This window comes from Pseudomonas sp. SCB32 (assembly GCF_009189165.1).
Taxonomy (GTDB): Bacteria; Pseudomonadota; Gammaproteobacteria; order Pseudomonadales; family Pseudomonadaceae; genus Pseudomonas.
The window spans coordinates 4,609,474-4,629,740 of the sequence record NZ_CP045118.1; the positions used below are offsets into that span (position 1 = coordinate 4,609,474).

Annotated in this window: 17 protein-coding genes; 13 read left to right on the plus strand and 4 right to left on the minus strand. The window is 65.8% G+C overall.

All coding sequences use genetic code 11. The annotated features are described in order from the left end of the window. The first annotated feature begins 125 nt into the window (after window positions 1–125). Window positions 126–2,825, plus strand: a complete 2,700-nt coding sequence (locus GA645_RS21010) for a [protein-PII] uridylyltransferase (protein WP_152225045.1) — start codon at window positions 126–128, stop codon at window positions 2,823–2,825. 39 nt (window positions 2,826–2,864) lie between these two features. Further along, on the plus strand, window positions 2,865–4,061 hold the full coding sequence (dapC, locus tag GA645_RS21015; RefSeq protein ID WP_152225047.1) for a succinyldiaminopimelate transaminase: 1,197 nt from the start codon (window positions 2,865–2,867) through the stop codon (window positions 4,059–4,061). 77 nt (window positions 4,062–4,138) lie between these two features. On the opposite strand, the gene GA645_RS21020 is transcribed toward dapC, so the two are convergent. Continuing rightward, window positions 4,139–5,800 (minus strand): Na+/H+ antiporter, encoded by a 1,662-nt coding sequence (locus GA645_RS21020; protein ID WP_152225050.1) that lies wholly within the window; start codon window positions 5,798–5,800, stop codon window positions 4,139–4,141. Window positions 5,801–5,962: 162 nt separating this feature from the next. On the opposite strand from GA645_RS21020, the gene GA645_RS21025 reads away from it, so the two are divergent. From GA645_RS21025 to GA645_RS21045, 5 genes are all read left to right on the plus strand, one after another. Next, complete coding sequence (locus GA645_RS21025) at window positions 5,963–6,322, plus strand: ArsC family reductase (RefSeq protein ID WP_152225052.1); 360 nt, start codon at window positions 5,963–5,965, stop codon at window positions 6,320–6,322. 11 nt (window positions 6,323–6,333) lie between these two features. Beyond that, window positions 6,334–6,960 (plus strand): LysE family translocator, encoded by a 627-nt coding sequence (locus GA645_RS21030; protein ID WP_152225054.1) that lies wholly within the window; start codon window positions 6,334–6,336, stop codon window positions 6,958–6,960. 43 nt (window positions 6,961–7,003) lie between these two features. Beyond that, window positions 7,004–8,038: a 2,3,4,5-tetrahydropyridine-2,6-dicarboxylate N-succinyltransferase gene (gene dapD / locus GA645_RS21035; protein WP_152225056.1), complete on the plus strand. Its 1,035-nt coding sequence runs from the start codon at window positions 7,004–7,006 to the stop codon at window positions 8,036–8,038. 95 nt (window positions 8,039–8,133) lie between these two features. Next, window positions 8,134–9,339 carry an aminotransferase class V-fold PLP-dependent enzyme gene (locus GA645_RS21040; RefSeq protein WP_152225058.1) on the plus strand — a complete coding sequence of 402 codons (1,206 nt, stop codon included), beginning with the start codon at window positions 8,134–8,136 and terminating at the stop codon, window positions 9,337–9,339. Further along, entirely contained in the window at window positions 9,336–9,743 is a 408-nt protein-coding gene (locus GA645_RS21045; protein ID WP_152225060.1) for a SufE family protein, read from the plus strand. Before GA645_RS21040 ends, GA645_RS21045 begins: the two co-directional genes overlap by 4 nt. Window positions 9,744–9,836: 93 nt before the next feature. Here GA645_RS21045 and tcdA read toward each other — a convergent pair whose 3' ends face one another. Next, window positions 9,837–10,643 (minus strand): tRNA cyclic N6-threonylcarbamoyladenosine(37) synthase TcdA, encoded by an 807-nt coding sequence (gene tcdA, locus GA645_RS21050; protein ID WP_152225062.1) that lies wholly within the window; start codon window positions 10,641–10,643, stop codon window positions 9,837–9,839. Window positions 10,644–10,903: 260 nt separating this feature from the next. On the opposite strand from tcdA, the gene GA645_RS21055 reads away from it, so the two are divergent. From GA645_RS21055 to GA645_RS21075, 5 genes are all read left to right on the plus strand, one after another. Further along, window positions 10,904–13,501 carry a glycosyltransferase gene (locus GA645_RS21055; RefSeq protein WP_152225064.1) on the plus strand — a complete coding sequence of 866 codons (2,598 nt, stop codon included), beginning with the start codon at window positions 10,904–10,906 and terminating at the stop codon, window positions 13,499–13,501. Window positions 13,502–13,676: 175 nt separating this feature from the next. Then, window positions 13,677–14,825 carry a succinyl-diaminopimelate desuccinylase gene (gene dapE / locus GA645_RS21060; RefSeq protein ID WP_152225066.1) on the plus strand — a complete coding sequence of 383 codons (1,149 nt, stop codon included), beginning with the start codon at window positions 13,677–13,679 and terminating at the stop codon, window positions 14,823–14,825. Beyond that, window positions 14,822–15,007: a hypothetical protein gene (locus GA645_RS21065; protein ID WP_152225068.1), complete on the plus strand. Its 186-nt coding sequence runs from the start codon at window positions 14,822–14,824 to the stop codon at window positions 15,005–15,007. The genes dapE and GA645_RS21065 overlap by 4 nt, the downstream gene beginning before the upstream one ends. Continuing rightward, the gene (locus GA645_RS21070) at window positions 15,007–15,816 is read left to right on the plus strand and encodes a putative RNA methyltransferase (RefSeq protein ID WP_152225070.1); all 810 of its coding nucleotides are present in this window, start codon (window positions 15,007–15,009) and stop codon (window positions 15,814–15,816) included. Before GA645_RS21065 ends, GA645_RS21070 begins: the two co-directional genes overlap by 1 nt. Window positions 15,817–15,982: 166 nt before the next feature. Further along, entirely contained in the window at window positions 15,983–16,354 is a 372-nt protein-coding gene (locus GA645_RS21075; RefSeq protein WP_152225072.1) for a hypothetical protein, read from the plus strand. Between the two features lie 66 nt (window positions 16,355–16,420). Here the strand turns inward: GA645_RS21075 and GA645_RS21080 are convergent, their stop codons facing one another. Together GA645_RS21080 and GA645_RS21085 are read right to left on the minus strand one after the other, a co-directional pair. Next, window positions 16,421–16,630, minus strand: a complete 210-nt coding sequence (locus tag GA645_RS21080; RefSeq protein WP_045209986.1) for a cold-shock protein — start codon at window positions 16,628–16,630, stop codon at window positions 16,421–16,423. A gap of 464 nt (window positions 16,631–17,094) precedes the next feature. Beyond that, window positions 17,095–17,565, minus strand: a complete 471-nt coding sequence (locus GA645_RS21085; RefSeq protein WP_152225074.1) for a YMGG-like glycine zipper-containing protein — start codon at window positions 17,563–17,565, stop codon at window positions 17,095–17,097. A gap of 167 nt (window positions 17,566–17,732) precedes the next feature. On the opposite strand from GA645_RS21085, the gene plsB reads away from it, so the two are divergent. Continuing rightward, a complete protein-coding gene (plsB, locus tag GA645_RS21090; RefSeq protein WP_152225076.1) occupies window positions 17,733–20,240 on the plus strand; it encodes a glycerol-3-phosphate 1-O-acyltransferase PlsB in 2,508 nt (835 codons plus the stop codon). Window positions 20,241–20,267 lie beyond the last annotated feature (27 nt).

The following is a 20,267-nucleotide window of genomic DNA, read 5'->3' on the forward strand; positions in this document are numbered from 1 at the left end:
TCTTGCCGACGGCTGGGTAGAACATAGAAATCCCGGCCCGGCATGCCCGGGCCCGGCGCCACGCGCCAGGCCCGTCGCACATCTTGCCCCTGCCCTCCCTCAATCCCTGAATCAGGAAGGCCGCCATGCCGCAGGTGGATCCCGAGTTGTTCGACCGTGGGCAGTTCCAGGCGGAACTGGCCCTCAAATCCAGCCCCATCGCTGCCTTTAAAAAGGCCATTCGTCAGGCCAACGAGGTGCTCGACGCCCGCTTCAACGGCGGCCGCGACATCCGCCGGCTGATCGAGGACCGCGCCTGGTTCGTCGACCAGATCCTGCAGCAGGCCTGGAACCGCTTCAGCTGGGGCGATGACGCCGATATCGCGCTGGTCGCCGTGGGCGGCTATGGGCGTGGAGAACTGCACCCGCATTCGGACATCGACCTGCTGATCCTGCTCGACAGCGAAGACCAGGAAAGCTTCCGCGAACCCATCGAAGGCTTCCTCACCCTGCTCTGGGACATCGGCCTGGAAGTCGGCCAGAGCGTGCGCTCGGTGGCCGAATGCGCCGAGGAAGCGCGCGCCGACCTGACGGTGGTCACCAACCTGATGGAATGCCGCACCATCTCCGGCCCGGACGGTCTGCGCCAGCGCATGCTGGACGCCACCAACGCGCAGCAGATGTGGCCCAGCGGGCAGTTCTACCTGGCCAAGCGCAAGGAACAGATCCACCGCCACACCAAGTACAACGACACCGAGTACAACCTCGAACCCAACGTGAAGGGTTCGCCCGGTGGCCTGCGTGACATTCAGACCCTGCTCTGGGTCGCCCGCCGCCACTTCGGCAGCCTCAACCTGCACGCCCTGGTGCGCGAAGGCTTCCTGGTGGAAAGCGAATGCAGCGTGGTCGCCTCCAGCCAGGAATTCCTCTGGAAGGTCCGCTACGCCCTGCACATGCTGGCCGGTCGCGCCGAAGACCGCCTGCTGTTCGATCACCAGCGGAGCATCGCCGGCCTGCTGGGCTACGAAGACAGCGACGCGAAGCTCGCGGTAGAGCGCTTCATGCAGAAGTACTACCGCGTGGTGATGGCCGTGTCAGAATTGAACGACCTGATCATGCAGCACTTCGAGGAAGTGATCCTGCGCGCCGGCGAGAATGGCCAGATCACACCACTGAACAGCCGCTTCCAGTTGCGCGACGGCTACCTGGAAATCACCCACGTCAACGTCTTCAAGCGCACCCCGTTCGCCCTGCTGGAGATCTTCGTACTGCTGGCCCAGCACCCGGATATCAAGGGCGTGCGCGCCGACACCATCCGCCTGCTGCGCGACAGCCGGCACCTGATCGACGACGATTTCCGCCACGATATCCGCAACACCAGCCTGTTCATCGAGCTGTTCAAGTGCAAGGAAGGCATCCACCGCAACCTGCGGCGGATGAACCGCTACGGCATCCTCGGCCGTTACCTGCCGGAGTTCGGCCTGATCGTCGGGCAGATGCAGCACGACCTGTTCCACATCTATACGGTCGACGCCCATACCCTCAACCTGATCAAGCACCTGCGCAAACTGCGCCGCCCGGACATCGCGGAGAAATACCCGCTGGCCAGCAAGATCATGGAGCGTCTGCCCAAGCCGGAGCTGATCTATATCGCCGGCCTCTACCACGACATCGCCAAGGGCCGTGGTGGCGACCACTCGGAACTGGGCGCGGCGGACGCCGAGCACTTCTGCCAGCGCCACCAGTTGCCGCCATGGGACACCAGCCTGGTGTCCTGGCTGGTGCAGAACCACCTGATCATGTCCACCACCGCGCAGCGCAAGGACCTGTCCGATCCACAGGTGATCTACGACTTCGCCCAGCTGATGGGCGACCAGACGCACCTGGACTACCTCTACGTGCTCACCGTGGCCGACATCAATGCCACCAACCCGACGCTGTGGAACTCCTGGCGCGCAAGCCTCCTGCGCCAGCTCTACACCGAGACCAAGCGCGCCCTGCGCCGTGGCCTGGAGAATCCGCTGGATCGCGAGGAGCAGATCCGCCAGACGCAGAGCGCGGCCATCGACATCCTGGTGCGCGACGGCATCGACCAGGACGACGCCGAGCAGCTCTGGAGCCAGTTGGGCGACGACTACTTCCTGCGCCACAGCGCCGCCGACGTGGTCTGGCACACCGAAGCCATCCTCCGGCACCCGGACGACGGCACGCCGCTGGTGCTGATCAAGGAAACCGCCCAGCGCGAGTTCGAGGGCGGCACCCAGATATTCATCTACGCCGCCGACCAGCACGACTTCTTCGCCGTGACCGTGGCGGCCATGGACCAGCTCAACCTGAACATTCAGGATGCGCGGATCATCACCTCGACCAGCCTGTTCACCCTCGACACCTACATTGTGCTCGATGCCGATGGCGGCTCGATTGGCGACAACCCCTCTCGCGTCGCCGAAATTCGCGAAGGCCTGGTCAATGCCCTGAAAGACCCGGACGAGTACCCGACCATCATCCAGCGCCGCGTACCGCGCCAGCTCAAGCACTTCGCCTTCGCCCCGCAGGTGACCATCTCCACCGACGCGGCCCGCCAGGTGAGCGTGCTGGAAGTCACCGCTCCCGACCGGCCGGGCCTCCTGGCGCGCATCGGCGGCCTGTTCCTCGACTTCGACCTGTCGGTGCAGAACGCCAAGATCGCCACCCTGGGCGAGCGCGTGGAAGACGTGTTCTTCATCACCGACGCGAACAACCAGCCGCTGTCCGACCCGGAGCTGTGCAAGCGCGTGCAGACCGCGCTGGTCGACATCCTTTCGGACAGCGGCCAGTACACCATGCCAATTCGCATCAGCATCTAGCCCGTATTTTGTAAGAACCAAGAACGTATGAGCCTTGCCATGAACCCTGCCCTCGATTCGCTCCAGCCCTACCCCTTCGAGAAGCTCCGCGCCCTGCTGGCCGGCGCCCAGCCGCCGGCGGACTTGAAGCCCATCGCGCTGTCCATCGGCGAGCCCAAGCACCGCTCGCCGGCCTTCGTCGCCCAGACGTTGAGCGACAGCCTCGACCAGTTGGCCGTGTACCCCACCACCCTGGGTATCCCCGCCCTGCGCGAAGCCATCGCCGCCTGGTGCGAGCGCCGCTTCAAGGTGCCGGCCGGCTGGCTGGACGCCGCGCGCCACGTATTGCCGGTGAACGGCACCCGTGAGGCGCTATTCGCCTTCACCCAGACCGTGGTCGACCGCAACGCCAACGGCCTGGTCGTGAGCCCGAACCCCTTCTACCAGATCTACGAAGGCGCAGCCCTGCTGGCCGGGGCCGAGCCGCACTACCTGCCCTGCCTGGAAAGCAACGGCTTCAACCCGGACTTCGACGCCGTACCGGTGGACGTCTGGGCGCGCTGCCAGATCCTCTTCCTCTGCTCCCCGGGCAACCCCACCGGCGCGCTGGTGCCGCTGGAGACCCTGAAGAAACTCATCGCCCTGGCCGACGAGCACGACTTCGTGATCGCCGCCGACGAGTGCTACAGCGAGCTGTACTTCGACGAGCAGAACCCGCCCGCTGGCCTGCTGACCGCCTGCGCCGAGCTGGGCCGCTCGGACTTCAAGCGCTGCGTGGTGTTCCACAGCCTGTCCAAGCGTTCCAACCTGCCGGGTCTGCGCTCGGGCTTCGTCGCCGGCGATGCCGAGGTGCTGAAGAAATTCCTGCTCTACCGCACCTACCACGGCTGCGCCATGCCGGTGCAGACCCAGCTGGCCAGCGTCGCCGCCTGGAAGGATGAAGACCACGTGCGCGCCAACCGCGACATGTACCGCGAGAAGTTCGACGCCGTGCTGGACATCCTCGCCGGCGTGCTCGACGTACAGCGCCCGGACGGCAGCTTCTACTTGTGGGCGAAGACGCCGATCGCCGACACCGAGTTCTGCCGCGGCCTGTTCGACCAACAGCACGTCACCGTGGTGCCGGGCTCCTACCTGTCCCGCGACGTGAACGGCGAGAACCCCGGTGCCAACCGCGTGCGCATGGCATTGGTCGCCCCGCTGGCCGAGTGCGTCGAGGCGGCCGAGCGGATCAAGCGCTACGTTCAGGGCCTCTGATACTGCCCCACTCCCTGTAGGAGCGCCCCATGGGCGCGATCGCGGGCATGGCCCGCTCCTACAGGGAGCAATCTCCGTTACACCCATCGCCCGGCCTTGCTGGTCACCCAGGCCTCCTGGTTATCCAGCTCGCCCAGCACGCCGCGCAGGAGCTCGTCGTCGATCTCGTTCTCGTGCCGCATCCGATACAGCTCCAGGCGCTGGGCGCGCAGCGCCTTGATGCGCAGCGCCTGATCGGCCAGCTCAAGAGCACGGGCGCGCAGGCGGGCCTCCAGGCTATCCGGGGCCGGGTCGAGTTCGTGACGGTATTCGGCCATCAGCTTCGCCTTGACCTCTGCCAGCCGCGCCGTTTCCTCGGCGTCGGCGCTTTCCTTGAGCGGTAACGCCTCGGCTTCCAGCATGCGGATCGCCGCCGCGGCGGTCTTGCGCCAGACCTGCTGCACCTCCAGCTCGCGGCGGTCGTTACTGGCCACCGGTAATCCACGCAGCAGGATCGGCAGGCCGATAGTCGCCGCCAGCAGCGAGATCAGGATCACTCCGGCGGCGATGAAGATGATCAGGTCACGCTGCGGGAAAGGCGATCCATCCCCCAGCAGCAACGGCACCGAGAGCACGCCCGCAAGGGTTACCGCGCCGCGCACTCCACCCAAGGCGGAAATAGCCGACAGCCGCAAGGTCGGCTCGCCTGGGCGGCCACCCAGCTCGACACCCCACCAGCGCTCGAAACGCACCGAGACCTTCCAGTAGCACCAGACCCAGGCGAAGCGCAGCAACAGCAGCGCGGCAAACACCGCCAGTACGTAGAACAGCAGCAGCGACGAGCGCCACAGCATATCGTCGGCGTGGTGCGCCACCGACTTGAGGATGTCGGGCAACTGCAGGCCGAGCAGCAGGAACACCACCCCGTTGAAGGCGAACTCCAGCATCGACCACACGCTGCGGTTGAGCAGCCGGGTATTGGTCTGCCGCGGCAGCAGATCGACCCAGCTCTGCATCATGCCGGCCGCCACGGCGGCGAGGATGCCCGAGACGCCTACTTCCTCGGCCACCATGTAGGAGGCGAATGGCAACAGCAGCATCAGCACCACATGGGTCGCCGGATCGTCCCAACCACGGCGGATCATCCAGCCACGGATGCCCCCCAGCAACCAGCTCAGCAGCACCCCGCAGGCCAGGCCGCCCACAGCCACCAGCAGGAACGACAGACTGGCATCCACCAGCGAGAAGGCACCGGTCATCGCCGTGGCGATGGCAAACTTGAAGGCCACCAGGCCCGATGCGTCATTCATCAGCGCCTCGCCCTGGAGGACATGCATCAGACGCCTGGGCAGGCGATTCTGGGCGATCGCCGATACCGCCAGCGCATCGGTGGGCGACAGTACCGCCGCCAGGGCGAAGGCCGCCGCCCAGGGAATCTGCGGGATCAGCAGGTGGATGAAGGCACCGCCGGCCACCACAGTGATCAGCACCAGCACGAATGCCAGTGCCAGGATCGGCCCGCGCATCTTCCAGAACTCACCCTTGGGCATGCGCCAGCCGTCGACGAACAGCAGCGGCGGGATGAACAGGAACATGAAAAGCTCGGGGTCCAGCGCCACGTGCAGCCCCAGGCTCGGCCAGGCCAGCGCGGCGCCGGCAGCGATCTGGATCAACGGCAGCGGCAGCGGGATCAGCTGCGCGGCGAGTCGCGTACCGCCCACGGTCAGCAGCAGGATCAGCACGGTGTAAACGGTTTGCATCGACGAACTCCCGGCACAGTGCTCCATTGAACCATCGGCGCAGCAGCGTATCAGCCACCTGATCGACAACAGACTGTTGCAATCCGTGGGATTCCCACCGGCATCCCGCAAGGCAGCGGGAAGTGGCATAATCCCGCGCCTGTAGAAAGCATGAATGAGGAGATGCGCCCCGTGAGTCAGCGGACGCTGTTTGGAATCAAGGCCTGCGACACCATGAAGAAGGCCCGCACCTGGCTGGACGAGCATGGTGTCGAGTACGCCTTCCACGACTACAAGGCTAGCGGAATAGACCGCGCGCACCTGGAGCAATGGTGTGGCGAGCACGGCTGGGAAACCATCCTGAACCGCGCCGGCACAACCTTCCGCAAGCTCGACGATGCGCAGAAAGCCGATCTCGACCAGACCAAGGCCATCGAGCTGATGGTCGCCCAGCCGTCGATGATCAAACGCCCGGTGCTCGACCTGGGCGGCCGCACCCTGGTCGGCTTCAAGCCCGACAACTACGCCGCCGCGCTGGCCTGAGCCTTTCCGCCATGAGCATCGCCTGGGCCCTGTTCCTCCCCGCCTGCTTCGCCCTGAACCTGGCGCCGGGACCGAACAACCTGCTGTCGCTGAACAACGCCGCGCGTTTCGGCCTGCTGCGCGCGACGCTCGCTGGCGGCGGCCGCCTCCTGGCGTTTTCCGGCATGTTGGCCCTGGCCGCTTCGGGTCTGGCACTGGTGCTGCAGGCATCGGCCTGGCTGTTCCTGGTGATCAAGGTGATTGGCGCCGCCTACCTGCTGTGGCTGGCCGTGCAGCTCTGGCGCGCGCCCACCGCTGATCTGCAGGTCGTCGGGGCAGACGCCCCGGCCAGCAGCCTCTGGCGCCTGACGCGCCAGGAATTCTGGGTCGCCGCCGGCAATCCCAAGGCGATCCTGATCTTCACCGCCTTCCTGCCGCAGTTCGTCGATCCGAACCAGGCCGTGGGCGACCAGTTCGCCCGACTCGGCGCAGCCTTCCTGTTGCTGGAATGGCTGGCCATTGCTCTTTACGGGCTCGCCGGGGTCCACCTCGGCAAGCTGCTCGCCGGCGCACGCGCCCGGCGCCTGTTCAACCGTGGTTGTGCCGCGCTGCTGGGCAGCGCCGGGCTGGGCCTGCTGCTCAGCCGCCGTCCGGCCTGACCGAATTCATTCGTCGAGAATCTCTTTTCAAGGAATCACCCACATGTCGAAATCCCTGTTCAGCCTGGCCTTCGGTGTCGGTACCCAGAACCGCCAGGGCAACTGGCTGGAAGTCTTCTACGCGCAGCCGCTGCTGAACCCGAGCGCCGAACTGGTCACCGCCATCGCCCCGCTGCTGTCGTACGAAAGCGGCAACCAGGCGATCGCCTTCACCGCCCACCAGGCCTACCAGCTGGCCGATGCCGTCAAGGGCGTCGACGCCGCCCAGGCCGCCCTGCTCAACCGCCTGGCCGAAAGCCAGAAACCACTGGTCGCCACCCTGCTGGCCGAAGACGCCGCCCCCAGCTCCACCCCGGAGGCGTACCTCAAGCTGCACCTGCTGTCCCACCGTCTGGTCAAGCCGCACGGCCTGAACCTGACCGGCATCTTCCCGCTGCTGCCGAACGTGGCCTGGACCAACCAGGGCGCCATCGACCTGAGCGAACTGGCCGAACTGCAACTCGAAGCGCGCCTGAAGGGCAAGCTGCTGGATGTCTTCTCCGTGGACAAGTTCCCGAAGATGACCGACTACGTGGTGCCGGCCGGCGTGCGCATCGCCGACACCGCCCGCGTACGCCTGGGTGCCTACATCGGTGAAGGCACCACCGTGATGCACGAAGGCTTCGTCAACTTCAACGGCGGCACCGAAGGCCCGGGCATGATAGAAGGCCGCGTTTCCGCTGGCGTGTTCGTCCGCAAGGGCTCGGACCTGGGCGGCGGCTGCTCCACCATGGGCACCCTGTCCGGCGGCGGTAACATCGTCATCAGCGTCGGCGAAGGCTGCCTGATCGGCGCCAACGCCGGTATCGGCATCCCGCTGGGCGACCGCAACATCGTCGAAGCCGGCCTGTACGTCACCGCCGGCACCAAGATCGCCGTGCTAGACGACCAGAACAACCTGGTGAAAGTGGTCAAGGGCCGCGACCTGGCTGGCCAGCCGGACCTGCTGTTCCGCCGCAACTCCCAGACCGGCGCGGTCGAATGCAAGACCAACAAGACCGCGATCGAGCTGAACGAAGCGCTGCACGCACACAACTGAGCGGGTAGGTCCCCGCTCGCGCGGGGTTCGCACTAAGCTTAAAAAACGGGGGCAGCGGCCCCCGTTTTCCATTTTCCGCAACCGGCCATACGCCCATGTCCATTCCCTCGCCCTGGCGCTCCGACTTCCCGGCCATCGCCGCCTTCGAGGCCGAAGGCCAGACCTACCTCGACAGCGCCGCCACCGCGCAGAAGCCCCAGGCCATGATCGATGCCCTGGCCGGCTACTACGCCAGCGGTGCCGCCAACGTGCATCGCGCCCAGCACCTGCCGGGCGAGCGCGCCACCCGCGCGTTCGAGGCGACCCGCACCCTGGCCGCCAACTGGCTCAACGGCGGCAGCCCGGCGCAGGTCATCTTCACCCGTGGTGCCACCGAAGCGCTGAATCTGCTGGCCTATGGGCTGGAAAACCAGTTCCAGACCGGCGACGAGATCGCCGTCAGCGCCCTGGAGCACCACGCCAATCTCCTGCCCTGGCAGCAACTGGCACTCCGGCGCGGGCTGAAGCTGGTGATCCTGCCGCTGGACCGCAGCGGACGTATCGACCTGGAGCGCGCCGCCGGCCTGATCGGCCCGCGCACCCGGCTGCTCGCCGTCAGCCAGCTGTCCAATGTGCTCGGTACCTGGCAACCGCTGCCGGAACTGCTGCAGATGGCCCACCAGCACGGCGCGCTGACGGTGGTCGACGGTGCACAGGGCGTAGTCCACGGCCGGCACAACCTGTCGGCATTGGGCTGCGACTTCTACGTCTGTTCCAGCCACAAGCTCTATGGCCCGGAAGGCCTCGGCCTGCTCTGGGGCCGCCCGGATGCCCTGCAACGGCTGGCCCACTGGCAGTTCGGCGGCGAGATGGTGCGCGTGGCCGACTACTTCGACGCACAGTTCCACAACGCGCCCATGGGCTTCGAAGCCGGTACTCCGCCCATCGGCCCGGTGATCGCCCTCGGCGCCACCCTGGAGTGGCTGGCCGCCCAGGACAGCGCCGAAGTCAGCGCCCACGAGGATTTCCTCCACGCCCGCCTGCTCGCCGGGCTGCGCGCCCGCGACGGTGTGCGCGTGCTGGGCGAACCTGAAGTGGCGCTGGCCAGCTTCGTAGTCGATGGCGTGCACGTCTCGGACCTCGGCCACCTGCTCACCGAGCAGGGCATCGCGGTGCGCGCCGGGCACCACTGCGCCATGCCGTTAATGAAGACCCTGGATGTCGCCGGCGCCTTGCGCGTCTCCCTCGGCCTGTACAACAACGGGGCCGACCTGGAGCGCTTCTTCACCGCGCTGGACAGCACCCTGGACCTGCTGCGATGAGCCTGCCTACCGCTGCCGCCGAAGCGCTGCAAGCCTTCACTGCCCTTCAGGGTTGGGAGCAGCGCGCCCGCCTGCTGATGCAATGGGGCGAACGGCTGGAGCCGTTGAGCGAAGCCGAACTCGGCGACGAGCATCGCGTGCAGGGCTGCGAGAGCAACGTCTGGCTGGTGGCCGATCGGCGTGATGACCGCTGGCACTTCCGCGCCTACAGCGACGCGCGCCTGCTACGCGGGCTGCTGGCGTTGCTGCTGGTACGGGTGGAAGGCTTGCCGGCGGGCGAGCTGTCCGCCATCGATCTGCCCGATTGGTTCGATCAGCTCGGACTGGGCCGGCAACTGTCGCCGTCGCGCAGCAACGGTTTGAATGCAGTGCTGACGCGGATGCAGGATTTGATCAGCGCCTGAGGCGCTTGCGTATGCGTAGGAGCGGACTCCGTCCGCGATTGCTGCGCATCGCGTCGGAGACCATCGCGGATAAATCCGCTCCTACAAATGCGCTTAGCCCGCAGCGCGCTCCGAAGGTCGGCGGGCCCCGGCGACGATCTTGTCCACAGCCCTGGCAGCGGCAACCATGCCGAAGGTCGCGGTGACCATCATCACCGCACCGAAACCGCCGGCGCAGTCCAGCTTCACCCCTTCGCCGACGAAGCTCTTGGACTGGCACACGGTGCCATCCGGCTTCGGGTAGCGCAGCTGTTCGGTGGAGAACACGCACTGCACGCTGTAATGCCGGCCCGGCGTGCGCGAGAAGTTGTAGTCGCGGCGCAGCATGGAGCGGACCTTGGCGGCCAAGGGGTCGTTGAAGGTCTTGTTCAGGTCGGCGACCTGGATCTGCGTCGGATCGACCTGCCCGCCCGCGCCGCCGGTGGTGATGATCTGCAGCTTGCGGCGCTTGCACCAGGCGATCAGCGCGGCCTTGGCGGCGACGCTGTCGATGCAGTCGATCACGCAGTCCAGCTCGGGGGTGATGTAGTCGGCCATGGTCTCGCGGGTGACGAAATCCGCCACGGCGTGCACCACGATGCCCGGATTGATCGCCTTCAGGCGCTCGGCCATGACCTCGACCTTGGGCTTGCCCACGGCGCCCTGCAATGCATGCACCTGGCGGTTGGTGTTGGTCACGCAGACGTCGTCGAGGTCGAACAGGGAAATCTCGCCCACCCCGCTACGCGCCAGCGCCTCGGCGGCCCAGGAACCGACGCCGCCGATCCCGACCACCGCCACATGGCTGGCCGCCAGCCGTTCCAGGCCCTCGCGGCCGTACAGCCGTGCGATACCACCGAAACGCTGTTCATCCAGTTCCATACACCACACCTCAAGTCGAAACGGCCGGCATTCTATAACCATCCGGCGGCGCCGTCGGCATGCCTGCAACAAACCTGATTTGGCGCAGTCTCATTCACGCGCCTACAGCCCATTCTAAACTGTCGCAGGCCAGCGTCCGACGCCCCATGGCGGCGAACCGCCGGCAATCTGTACAGTCCCCGGAGTGCGGGGTAGGATGCGCCCCGACCGGACGCCAATCCGGCCCCTCCCCGTTCCACCCTTTGGAACCCGATCGCACCATGCCTGCACGCAAGTTCGGCCTCAACCTGGTGGTCTTCGTCGCCCTCGCGGCGCTGTTCACCGGCTTTTGGGCCCTTTACAACCGTCCCGTCAGCGTTCCCGACTGGCCGGAAAGCATTTCCGGATTCTCCTTCTCGCCCTTCCGCCTGAACCAGAATCCGCAGAAGAACCAGTTCCCCAGCGACGACGAGATCCGTTCCGACCTGGAACTGGTGTCGAAACAGACCGACAACATCCGCACCTACTCGGTGAAGGGCTCGCTGGCCGACATCCCGCGCCTGGCCGAGGAGTTCGGCATGCGCGTCAGCTTGGGGATCTGGATCGGCCCGGACGAAGCCGAGAACGAGGCCGAGATCGAGCGCGGCATCGAAATCGCCAACAACTCGCGCAGCGTCGTGCGGGTCATCGTCGGCAACGAAGCGCTGTTCCGCCGCGAGGTGACGCTGGAGCAACTGACCGGCTATCTCGACCGCGTGCGCAAGGCGGTGAAGGTGCCGGTCACCACCGCCGAGCAGTGGCACATCTATGAGAAATTCCCGGCGCTGGCCAAGCATGTCGACCTGATCGCCGCGCACGTGCTGCCCTATTGGGAATCCACCCCGATGGAGAACTCGGTGCAGTTCGTCCTCGACCGTGCCCGCGAGCTGCGCGCCAAGTTCCCGCGCAAGCCGCTGCTGCTGGGCGAAGTCGGCTGGCCGAGCAACGGCCGCATGCGCGGCGGTGCCGATGCCACCCAGGCGGACCAGGCCATCTACCTGCGTCGCCTGACCAACGCGCTGAACAAGAAAGGCTACAACTACTTCGTCGTCGAAGCCTTCGACCAGCCGTGGAAGGTCGGTGACGAAGGCTCGGTCGGCGCCTACTGGGGCGTCTACAACGCCCAGCGCCAGCCGAAGTTCAACTTCGACGGGCCGGTGGTGAACATTCCCCAGTGGCGCGTCCTGGCGGTCGCCTCGGTGGTGATGGCGCTGCTCGCCCTGACCCTGCTGATGATCGACGGCAGCGCCCTGCGCCAGCGTGGCCGCACCTTCCTCACCGTGGTCGCCTTCGCCGGCGGTTCGGTGCTGGTGTGGATCGGCTACGACTACAGCCAGCAATACAGCACCTGGTTCAGCCTGACCGTTGGCGGCCTGCTGGGGATCGGCGCGCTGGGCGTGTTCATCGTGCTGCTCACCGAGGCTCATGAACTGGCCGAGACCGTCTGGGTGCGCAAGCGCCGCCGGCCGTTCGACCCGGTGCTCGCCGACCTCGGCTACCACCCCAAGGTCTCGGTGCACGTGCCCTGCTACAACGAACCGCCGGAGATGCTGAAGAAGACCCTGGACGCCCTGGCCAAGCTCGATTACCCGGACTACGAAGTCCTGATCATCGACAACAACACCAAGGACCCGGCCGTCTGGGAACCGGTGCGTGACTACTGCGAGGTACTCGGCCCGCGCTTCCGCTTCTTCCACGTCGCGCCGCTGGCCGGCTTCAAGGGCGGCGCGCTGAACTACATCCTGCCGCACACCGCGCCAGACGCCGAAGTCGTCGCGGTAATCGACGCCGACTACTGCGTCGAGCCGAACTGGCTCAAGCACATGGTGCCGCACTTCTCCGATCCGAAGATCGCCGTGGTGCAATCGCCGCAGGACTACCGCGATGGCGAGGAGAACATCTTCAAGAAGCTCTGCTACGCCGAGTACAAGGGCTTCTTCCACATCGGCATGGTCACCCGCAACGACCGCGACGCGATCATCCAGCACGGCACCATGACCATGATCCGCCGTACCGTGATGGACGAGCTGAAGTGGGCCGACTGGACCATCTGCGAAGACGCCGAACTGGGGCTGCGGGTGTTCGAGAAGGGCTATTCCGCCGCCTACTCGCACCAGAGCTTCGGCAAGGGCCTGATGCCGGACACCTTCATCGACTACAAGAAACAGCGCTTCCGCTGGGCCTACGGCGCCATCCAGATCATGAAGGGGCATGCCCGCGCGTTGTTCCAGGGCAAGGACAGCCACCTCAAGACCGGCCAGCGCTATCACTTCATCGCCGGCTGGCTGCCGTGGATCGCCGACGGCATGAACATCTTCTTCACCATCGGCGCCCTGCTCTGGTCGTCGGCGATGATCATCGTGCCCAAGCGGGTCGACCCGCCGCTGCTGATCTTCGCCATCCCGCCGCTGGCGCTGTTCTTCTTCAAGTTCGGCAAGATCATGTTCCTCTACCGCCGCGCGGTGGGCGTGAACCTGCTGCGCTCGTTCCAGGCGGCCGTGGCGGGCCTGGCGCTGTCGCACACCATTGCCAAGGCGGTGCTTTACGGGGCGTTCACCAAGACCATCCCGTTCTTCCGCACGCCGAAGATGGCCTCCAACCACGGCATCCTCGTGGCGCTCGCCGAGGCGCGCGAGGAAGTGTTCATCATGCTCCTGCTGTGGGGTGCGGCGCTGGGGATCGTGCTGGTGCAGGGTGTGCCGAGCCGGGACATGATGTTCTGGGTGGCCATGCTGCTGGTGCAGTCCCTGCCCTACCTCGCCGCACTGGTGATGGCGCTGCTGTCATCGGCGCCGGGGCCGCAGGAGGCGCCGGCGGCTGACGCCGCACCAGCCAGCTGAGGAGATATCTCGTAGGAGCGGACTACGCCCGCGATTGACGGAAAAGCATCGCGGACGGAGTCCGCTCCTACAGATCATCCAGCACCATCCGTCTCCTCCCAAGAACGCCGGCCAATCGCCGGCGTTTTTGCTTTAAGATGGGCGCCTTTTCCGTTCCACCCCCAGGAAGCCCTCAATGTCCCTCTCGCCGACACTGGCCCTCGCCTGCGAGCTGATTCGCCGTCCCTCCGTCACGCCGGTCGATGCCGACTGCCAGCAGCTGATGATGCAGCGCCTGGACGCCTGCGGCTTCACCCTGGAGCCCATGCGCATCGAGGATGTGGATAACTTCTGGGCCCTGCGCCAGGGCCGCGACGGCGTCAACGGCCCGGTGCTGTGCTTTGCCGGCCACACCGACGTGGTCCCCACCGGCCCCGAACAGGCCTGGCAACACCAGCCGTTCGACGCGCTGATCGATGCCGACGGCATGCTCTGCGGCCGCGGCGCGGCGGACATGAAAGGCAGCCTGGCGTCGATGATCATCGCCACCGAGCGCTTCGTCGCCGACCACCCGGACCATCGCGGCAGCATCGCCTACCTGATCACCAGCGACGAGGAAGGCCCGGCCCATCACGGCACCAAGGCCGTGGTCGAGCGCCTGAAGGCGCGCAACGAACGCCTGGACTGGTGCATCGTGGGCGAGCCGTCCAGCACCACCCTGGTGGGTGACATCGTCAAGAATGGCCGTCGTGGCTCCCTCGGCGCCACCCTCAGCGTGCGCGGCAAGCAGGGCCACGTGGCCTACCCGCACCTGGCGAAGAACCCGATCCACCTGGCCGCCCCGGCCCTGGCGGAACTCGCCGCCGAGCACTGGGACAACGGCAACGACTACTTCCCGCCGACCAGCTTCCAGATCTCCAACATCAACGGCGGCACCGGTGCCACCAACGTGATTCCGGGCGAGCTGAAGGTGATCTTCAACTTCCGCTTCTCCACCGAATCCACCGTGGAAGGCCTGCAGCAGCGCGTCGCCGCCATCCTCGACAAGCACGGCCTGGACTGGCACATCGACTGGGCGCTATCCGGCCTGCCGTTCCTCACCCAACCGGGTGAGCTGCTCGACGGCGTTGCCGCCGCGATCCTCGCCGTCACTGGCCGCGAGACCACCCCGTCGACCTCCGGCGGCACCTCCGACGGACGCTTCATCGCCACCATGGGTACCCAGGTGGTCGAGCTCGGCCCGGTGAACGCCACGATTCACCAGGTGGACGAACGCGTACTGGCCAGCGACCTCGATGTCCTGACCGAAATCTACTATCAGACCCTGGTGCGACTGCTGGCATGAGTGGAAACAACAAGAAGTTCTGCCTGGGCGCCGTCCAGCCCGATACCCCGCCGCCCGCGCCCGCCGCCGAACGCCGCTACGCCCTGCGCGTGTACCAGATCGCCCAGCGCCGCCGTTCGCTGCCGACCGTGCTGCGCAACGACCTGCCGCAGCCGCTGGGGCCGACCCTGGGGAAGAAATAATGCTGATCTGCCCGCTCTGCCGCGAGGCGCTCGCTGAGGTCGACAACGGCGTGGCCTGCGCCGCCGGGCACCGCTTCGATCGCGCCCGCCAGGGGTACCTGAACCTGCTGCCAGTGCAGCACAAGAAGAGCCTCGACCCGGGCGACAACGCCGCCATGGTCGAGGCGCGCCGACACTTCCTCGGCGCCGGCCACTACGCGCCACTGGCCAAGCGCCTGGCCGAACTGGCCGCTGAGCGCGCGCCGGGTCGCTGGCTGGATATCGGCTGTGGCGAGGGCTACTACACCGCGCAACTGGGCGAAGCCCTGCCGCAGGCCGACGGCTATGCGCTGGACATCTCCCGCGAGGCCGTCAAACGCGCCTGCAAGCGCGCCCCGCAACTGACCTGGATGGTCGCCAGCATGGCCCGCGTGCCACTGGCCGACGCCTCCTGCCAGTTGCTGGCCAGCGTGTTCAGCCCGATCGACTGGAAGGAAGCCGCGCGCCTGCTCACCCCTGGTGGCGGCGTGCTGCGCCTGGGCCCTGCTCGCGACCACCTGCTGGAACTGCGCCAGCGCCTGTACGACGAAGTGCGCGAGTACGTCGAGGACAAGCACCTCGCCGACCTGCCCGAAGAGCTCAAGCTGGCGCACACCGAACAATTGAGCTTCAAGCTGCCGCTGCACACCCGCGAAGCCCGCGAGCACCTGCTGGCGATGACACCCCACGGCTGGCGGGTAAACCCCGAGCGGCGCGAGCGCATCCTCGCCGAGCCCTTCGAGGTGACCGTCGCAGTACGCTACGATTGGCTGGAACGCCAAGAACCCTGAAGCCGGCCCAAGGCCGGTCTGCGCTCGCTCATGCGGCGTTAAAAACAAACTCGTGCGCGAGTCCGATCAAAATACTCATTTATCCACGTAAACTGCGTTTCTGAATTTATTTTTGCCTAGCCTGAGCATCGCTCGGCTCGGCCTTGAACCGGCTAACGAGGACGCCATGCGCCAACCGGATATCGAGATCTACATCAAGGATGCCGACCAGGCCTCCGTCGCCGCCTGGCTGGAAAAGGCTCTTGGCCCCTGCTCCGAATGGCGCGCCCAGGGCGAGACCTTCAAGTGCACCGCCGGCAGCATCCCGGTGACCTGGCTGCCCAAGGCCGTGGGCAAGTGGAACAGCGTGTTCCTCGACAGCGATGCCACCCCTTGGGACGACGATGTCGCTTGCGCCCGCGATGCCTACGCCGCGCTGGAGGTGGAAGTGCGCTGCGCACCGGGCAGCTGGAGCGAAGACCAGGGCGAGGAGGACGCGGATCGCTGGCTGAAGGTGACCGCCGCGGGCGTCGAAGAGATTACCTGGCGCACGGGCTGAAGCCGTCCTGCGCAAGGCTGTAAAAACAAAGGCCCGTCCAATGGACGGGCCTTTGTATTCGGGGGCTCAGACCTTCGAGACGTCTTCCGCCTGGAGGCCTTTCTGACCCTGGATCACCGAGAACTCCACTTTCTGGCCTTCGACCAGGGAGCGGTGACCATCGCCACGAATGGCACGGTAGTGAACGAAAACGTCCGGACCGCTATCGCGTTGAATGAATCCATAACCTTTGGCGTCATTGAACCACTTGACGGTTCCGACCTCACGATCAGCCATTACCACACTCTCCAACTTGCCTATTATTTTTGGGTGGCCCCCGAAATGAGGACTTCAACGGTTCGTCCGACGAACGTTTTCCTCATTATCCGACCCGTGCCCGAAGCGCGTTGGAAGGCAATTCGAATAACGCCCGAAGGCGACCGCGATCCCGAGTATATAAATCAAAAGTTACAGCTGAAAAGCACTTTTTCAACAAGTCCGCGAGCCTATGACCAAACAGGCCAAAGTGCCATTTTACGGGGCCTGCAGGGCCATTTTGGTGCTCGTTACCCTGCGTAACGAAAGTGTTTCGAACTTGGACTCCCGCACAACTTTGCACGATGGTTCCGGGCGTTTTCGCAACACCCGGAGCCACTTTTCCGATCAGGGTTTGCATCCCTGCATATCGATCCGATGCATTGCCAGAATCCTGCCCACGGCGAAACCCTCAACTGGCCGACACAGCCTGCGGTCGCGAGATATCACGGGTTGACCTGGTAGCCACGCCCCTGCAGGCAGCTGCTGTAGGCGGTGGAGCTGGCCGAACTCTGCGTGGCCTGCTGGTCGCGGCGGTCCTGGCGGCGATCCTGGCGCTGGCGGGAGGCCCCCACCACGGCTCCGGCGGCGGCCACTTCGCCGGCACGGTTCTGCCGGTACTGTTGCTTGGCATCGTCGCTGGCCCGATCGTAGATCTCGTCGTGCTGCTGACCGCGCACTTCAGCGGCGACCGCCCCTGCCGCCGCGCCCCTGGCCGCACCACGCACTCGCCCGCCGGTCTTCGGGTCGGTGGTAGTGGTTGCGTTGCTCGCGGCATTGGCGGCCACTCCGTTGCAGTAGTCCATGTCCTGCTGCACCTGCTGACTGCTCTGGCCTTTGAGCGGTACCACCGACTGCGCTCCTGCCGGCGCCACGCAGGCCAGTGCCAACAAGCATCCAAAAGTAAATTTACGCATCGTTCCACCTCCATAAATTGGAACCCTGATTAAGCAGAATAGTCCCTGCCGATAGCGCGCCAGCTGCCGCCGACCAGCCGCCCGCGGCTTTGCCGCGCGCCTCCTGATCCGGCAAACTACGCTCCTGAGCAATCGCTCGTTTTATTTCTGCCAGCCATAGGGCCTGTATGCCTCGTTACCCGTTCCGCCGCTTCGGTTTTGGTGCCCTGCGCCGCCTGCTCTACCTCTGGGTGCGCTCGGAAACCATCAACCAGTCGTCCTTCAGCCTGAAGATCGACCGCAGCAAACCGGTCCTCTACGTCCTGCAGCAGCCCTCGGTCAGCGACCTGGCGGTAGTCGACACCGAATGCCGCAAGGCCGGCCTGCCGCGCCCGGTGATGCCGGTCGCCATTGGCGAGTCCATCGAGCCCGCAGCCTTCTTCTACCTGACCCCGGAGCCCGACTGGCTCGGCCGCCAGGACAAGCGTGGCGCGCCGCCAGCGCTGGTACGCACGCTCAATGCCATTGGCCAGAACGGTATCGACGACGCGCAGATCGTCCCAGTCAGCGTGTTCTGGGGACAATCGCCGGATAGCGAAAAGAGCGCCTGGAAGTTGCTATTCGCCGACAACTGGGCGGTGACCGGGCGCCTGCGCAAACTGGCGCGCATCCTGATCCTCGGCCGCAAGACCCGCGTGCAGTTCTCCGCGCCCATCCACCTGCGCGAACTGGTGGAACAGGACAAGGGCCACGCGCGTACCCTGCGCATGGTGCAACGCATCCTGCGGGTGCACTTCCGCAACCAGAAGACAGCGGTTATCGGCCCGGATCTCTCCCATCGCCGCACCCTGGTGAAAGGTCTGCTGCGCGCTCCGCTGGTGCGCCAGGCGATCCAGGAAGAGTGCGACACCCAGAAGATTTCCCAGGAGAAGGCCGAAGCCACCGCGCTGCGCTATGCCAACGAGATCGCCGCCGACGTTTCCTACCCGGTGATCCGTTTCCTCGAAGTGACCCTGACCTGGTTCTGGAACAAGCTCTACGAGGGCGTCAAGGTCAACCACATCGAGCGCGTGCAGGACGTCGCCCAAGGCCACGAGATCGTCTACGTGCCCTGCCACCGCAGCCACATCGACTACCTGCTGCTGTCCTACCTGCTGTTCCGCAATGGCCTGACGCCGCCGCACATCGCCGCCGGCATCAACCTCAACATGCCCATCGTCGGCTCGATCCTGCGCCGTGGCGGCGCCTTCTTCATGCGCCGCAGCTTCAAGGGCAACCAGCTGTACACCGCGGTATTCAACGAATACCTGCACACCCTGTTCAGCCGCGGCTTCTCCACCGAGTACTTCGTCGAAGGCGGCCGCTCTCGCACCGGGCGCATGCTGCATCCGCGCACCGGCATGCTGGCGATCACCCTGCGCAGCTTCCTGCGCGACTCGCGCCGCCCCATCGTCTTCGTTCCCGTGTACATCGGCTACGAGCGCGTGCTCGAAGGCCGCACCTACCTGGGCGAACTGCGCGGCGCGGCGAAGAAGAAGGAGTCGATCTTCGACATCTTCAAGGTCATCGGCGCGCTGAAGCAGCGCTTCGGCCAGGTCTGGGTGAACTTCGGCGAACCAATCCACCTCGAGCGGTTCCTCGACCAGCAGCAACCGGACTGGCGCCAGCAGGACCTGGGCCCCGAATTCCGTCCGACCTGGCTGTCGGGCGCCACCAACCACCTGGCCCGCGACGTCGCCCGCCACCTCAACGACGCCGCCGCGATCAACCCGGTGAATCTGGTGGCCCTGGCGCTGCTCTCCACCACCCGCCTGGCGCTGGACGAAACCGCGCTGGCACGGGTGATCGACCTCTACCTCGGCCTGCTCCGCAAGGTGCCCTACTCACCCAGCGCCACCCTGCCCGACGGCAACGGCCAGCAGCAGATCGAATACGTGAAGAGCATGAACCTGCTCAGCGAGCAGAAGGACGCCCTCGGCCGCATCTGCTACCTCGACGAGCAGAACGCGGTACTGATGACCTACTACCGCAACAACGTACTGCACATCTTCGCCCTGCCGGCGCTGATCGCCAGCTTCTTCCAGAACAGCGGTCGCATCAGCCGCGAGCAGCTGCTGCGCTACACCCGCGCGCTCTACCCCTACCTGCAGGCCGAGCTGTTCATCCGCTGGAGCCTGGAGGAACTGGACGCAGTGGTCGACCAGTGGTTGCAGGCCATGGTCGACAGCGAGCTGCTCAAACAGGAGAACGACACCTTCATCCGCCCGGCGCCCAGCTCGCGCCAGTACGTGCTGCTGACCCTGCTGGCCCGTGCCATCGCGCAGACCCTGCAGCGCTTCTACATGTCCATCTCGCTGGTGCTCAACGCAGGGCAAAAGCAGCTCACCGCCGAGGAGCTGGAAAACCTCTGCACCGTGATGGCCCAGCGCCTGTCGATCCTGCATGGCCTGAACGCCCCTGAGTTCTTCGACAAGAGCCTGTTCCGCCACTTCATCCAGACCCTGTTGGACGAGGACGTGCTGCGCAAGGACGAGAACGGCAAGCTGAGCTTCCACGAGCTGCTCGGCGAGCTGGCCGAAGGCGCGGCGAAGCGGGTGCTGCCGGCGGAAATCCGACTCTCCATCCGCCAGGTCGCCCTGGAGCAGCCGCATCAATCAGCGCCAGCCGGACAACCCGCGGTCACTCCGGGGAACTGACCCATAGCGGCCGGCTGCTACCGGCCG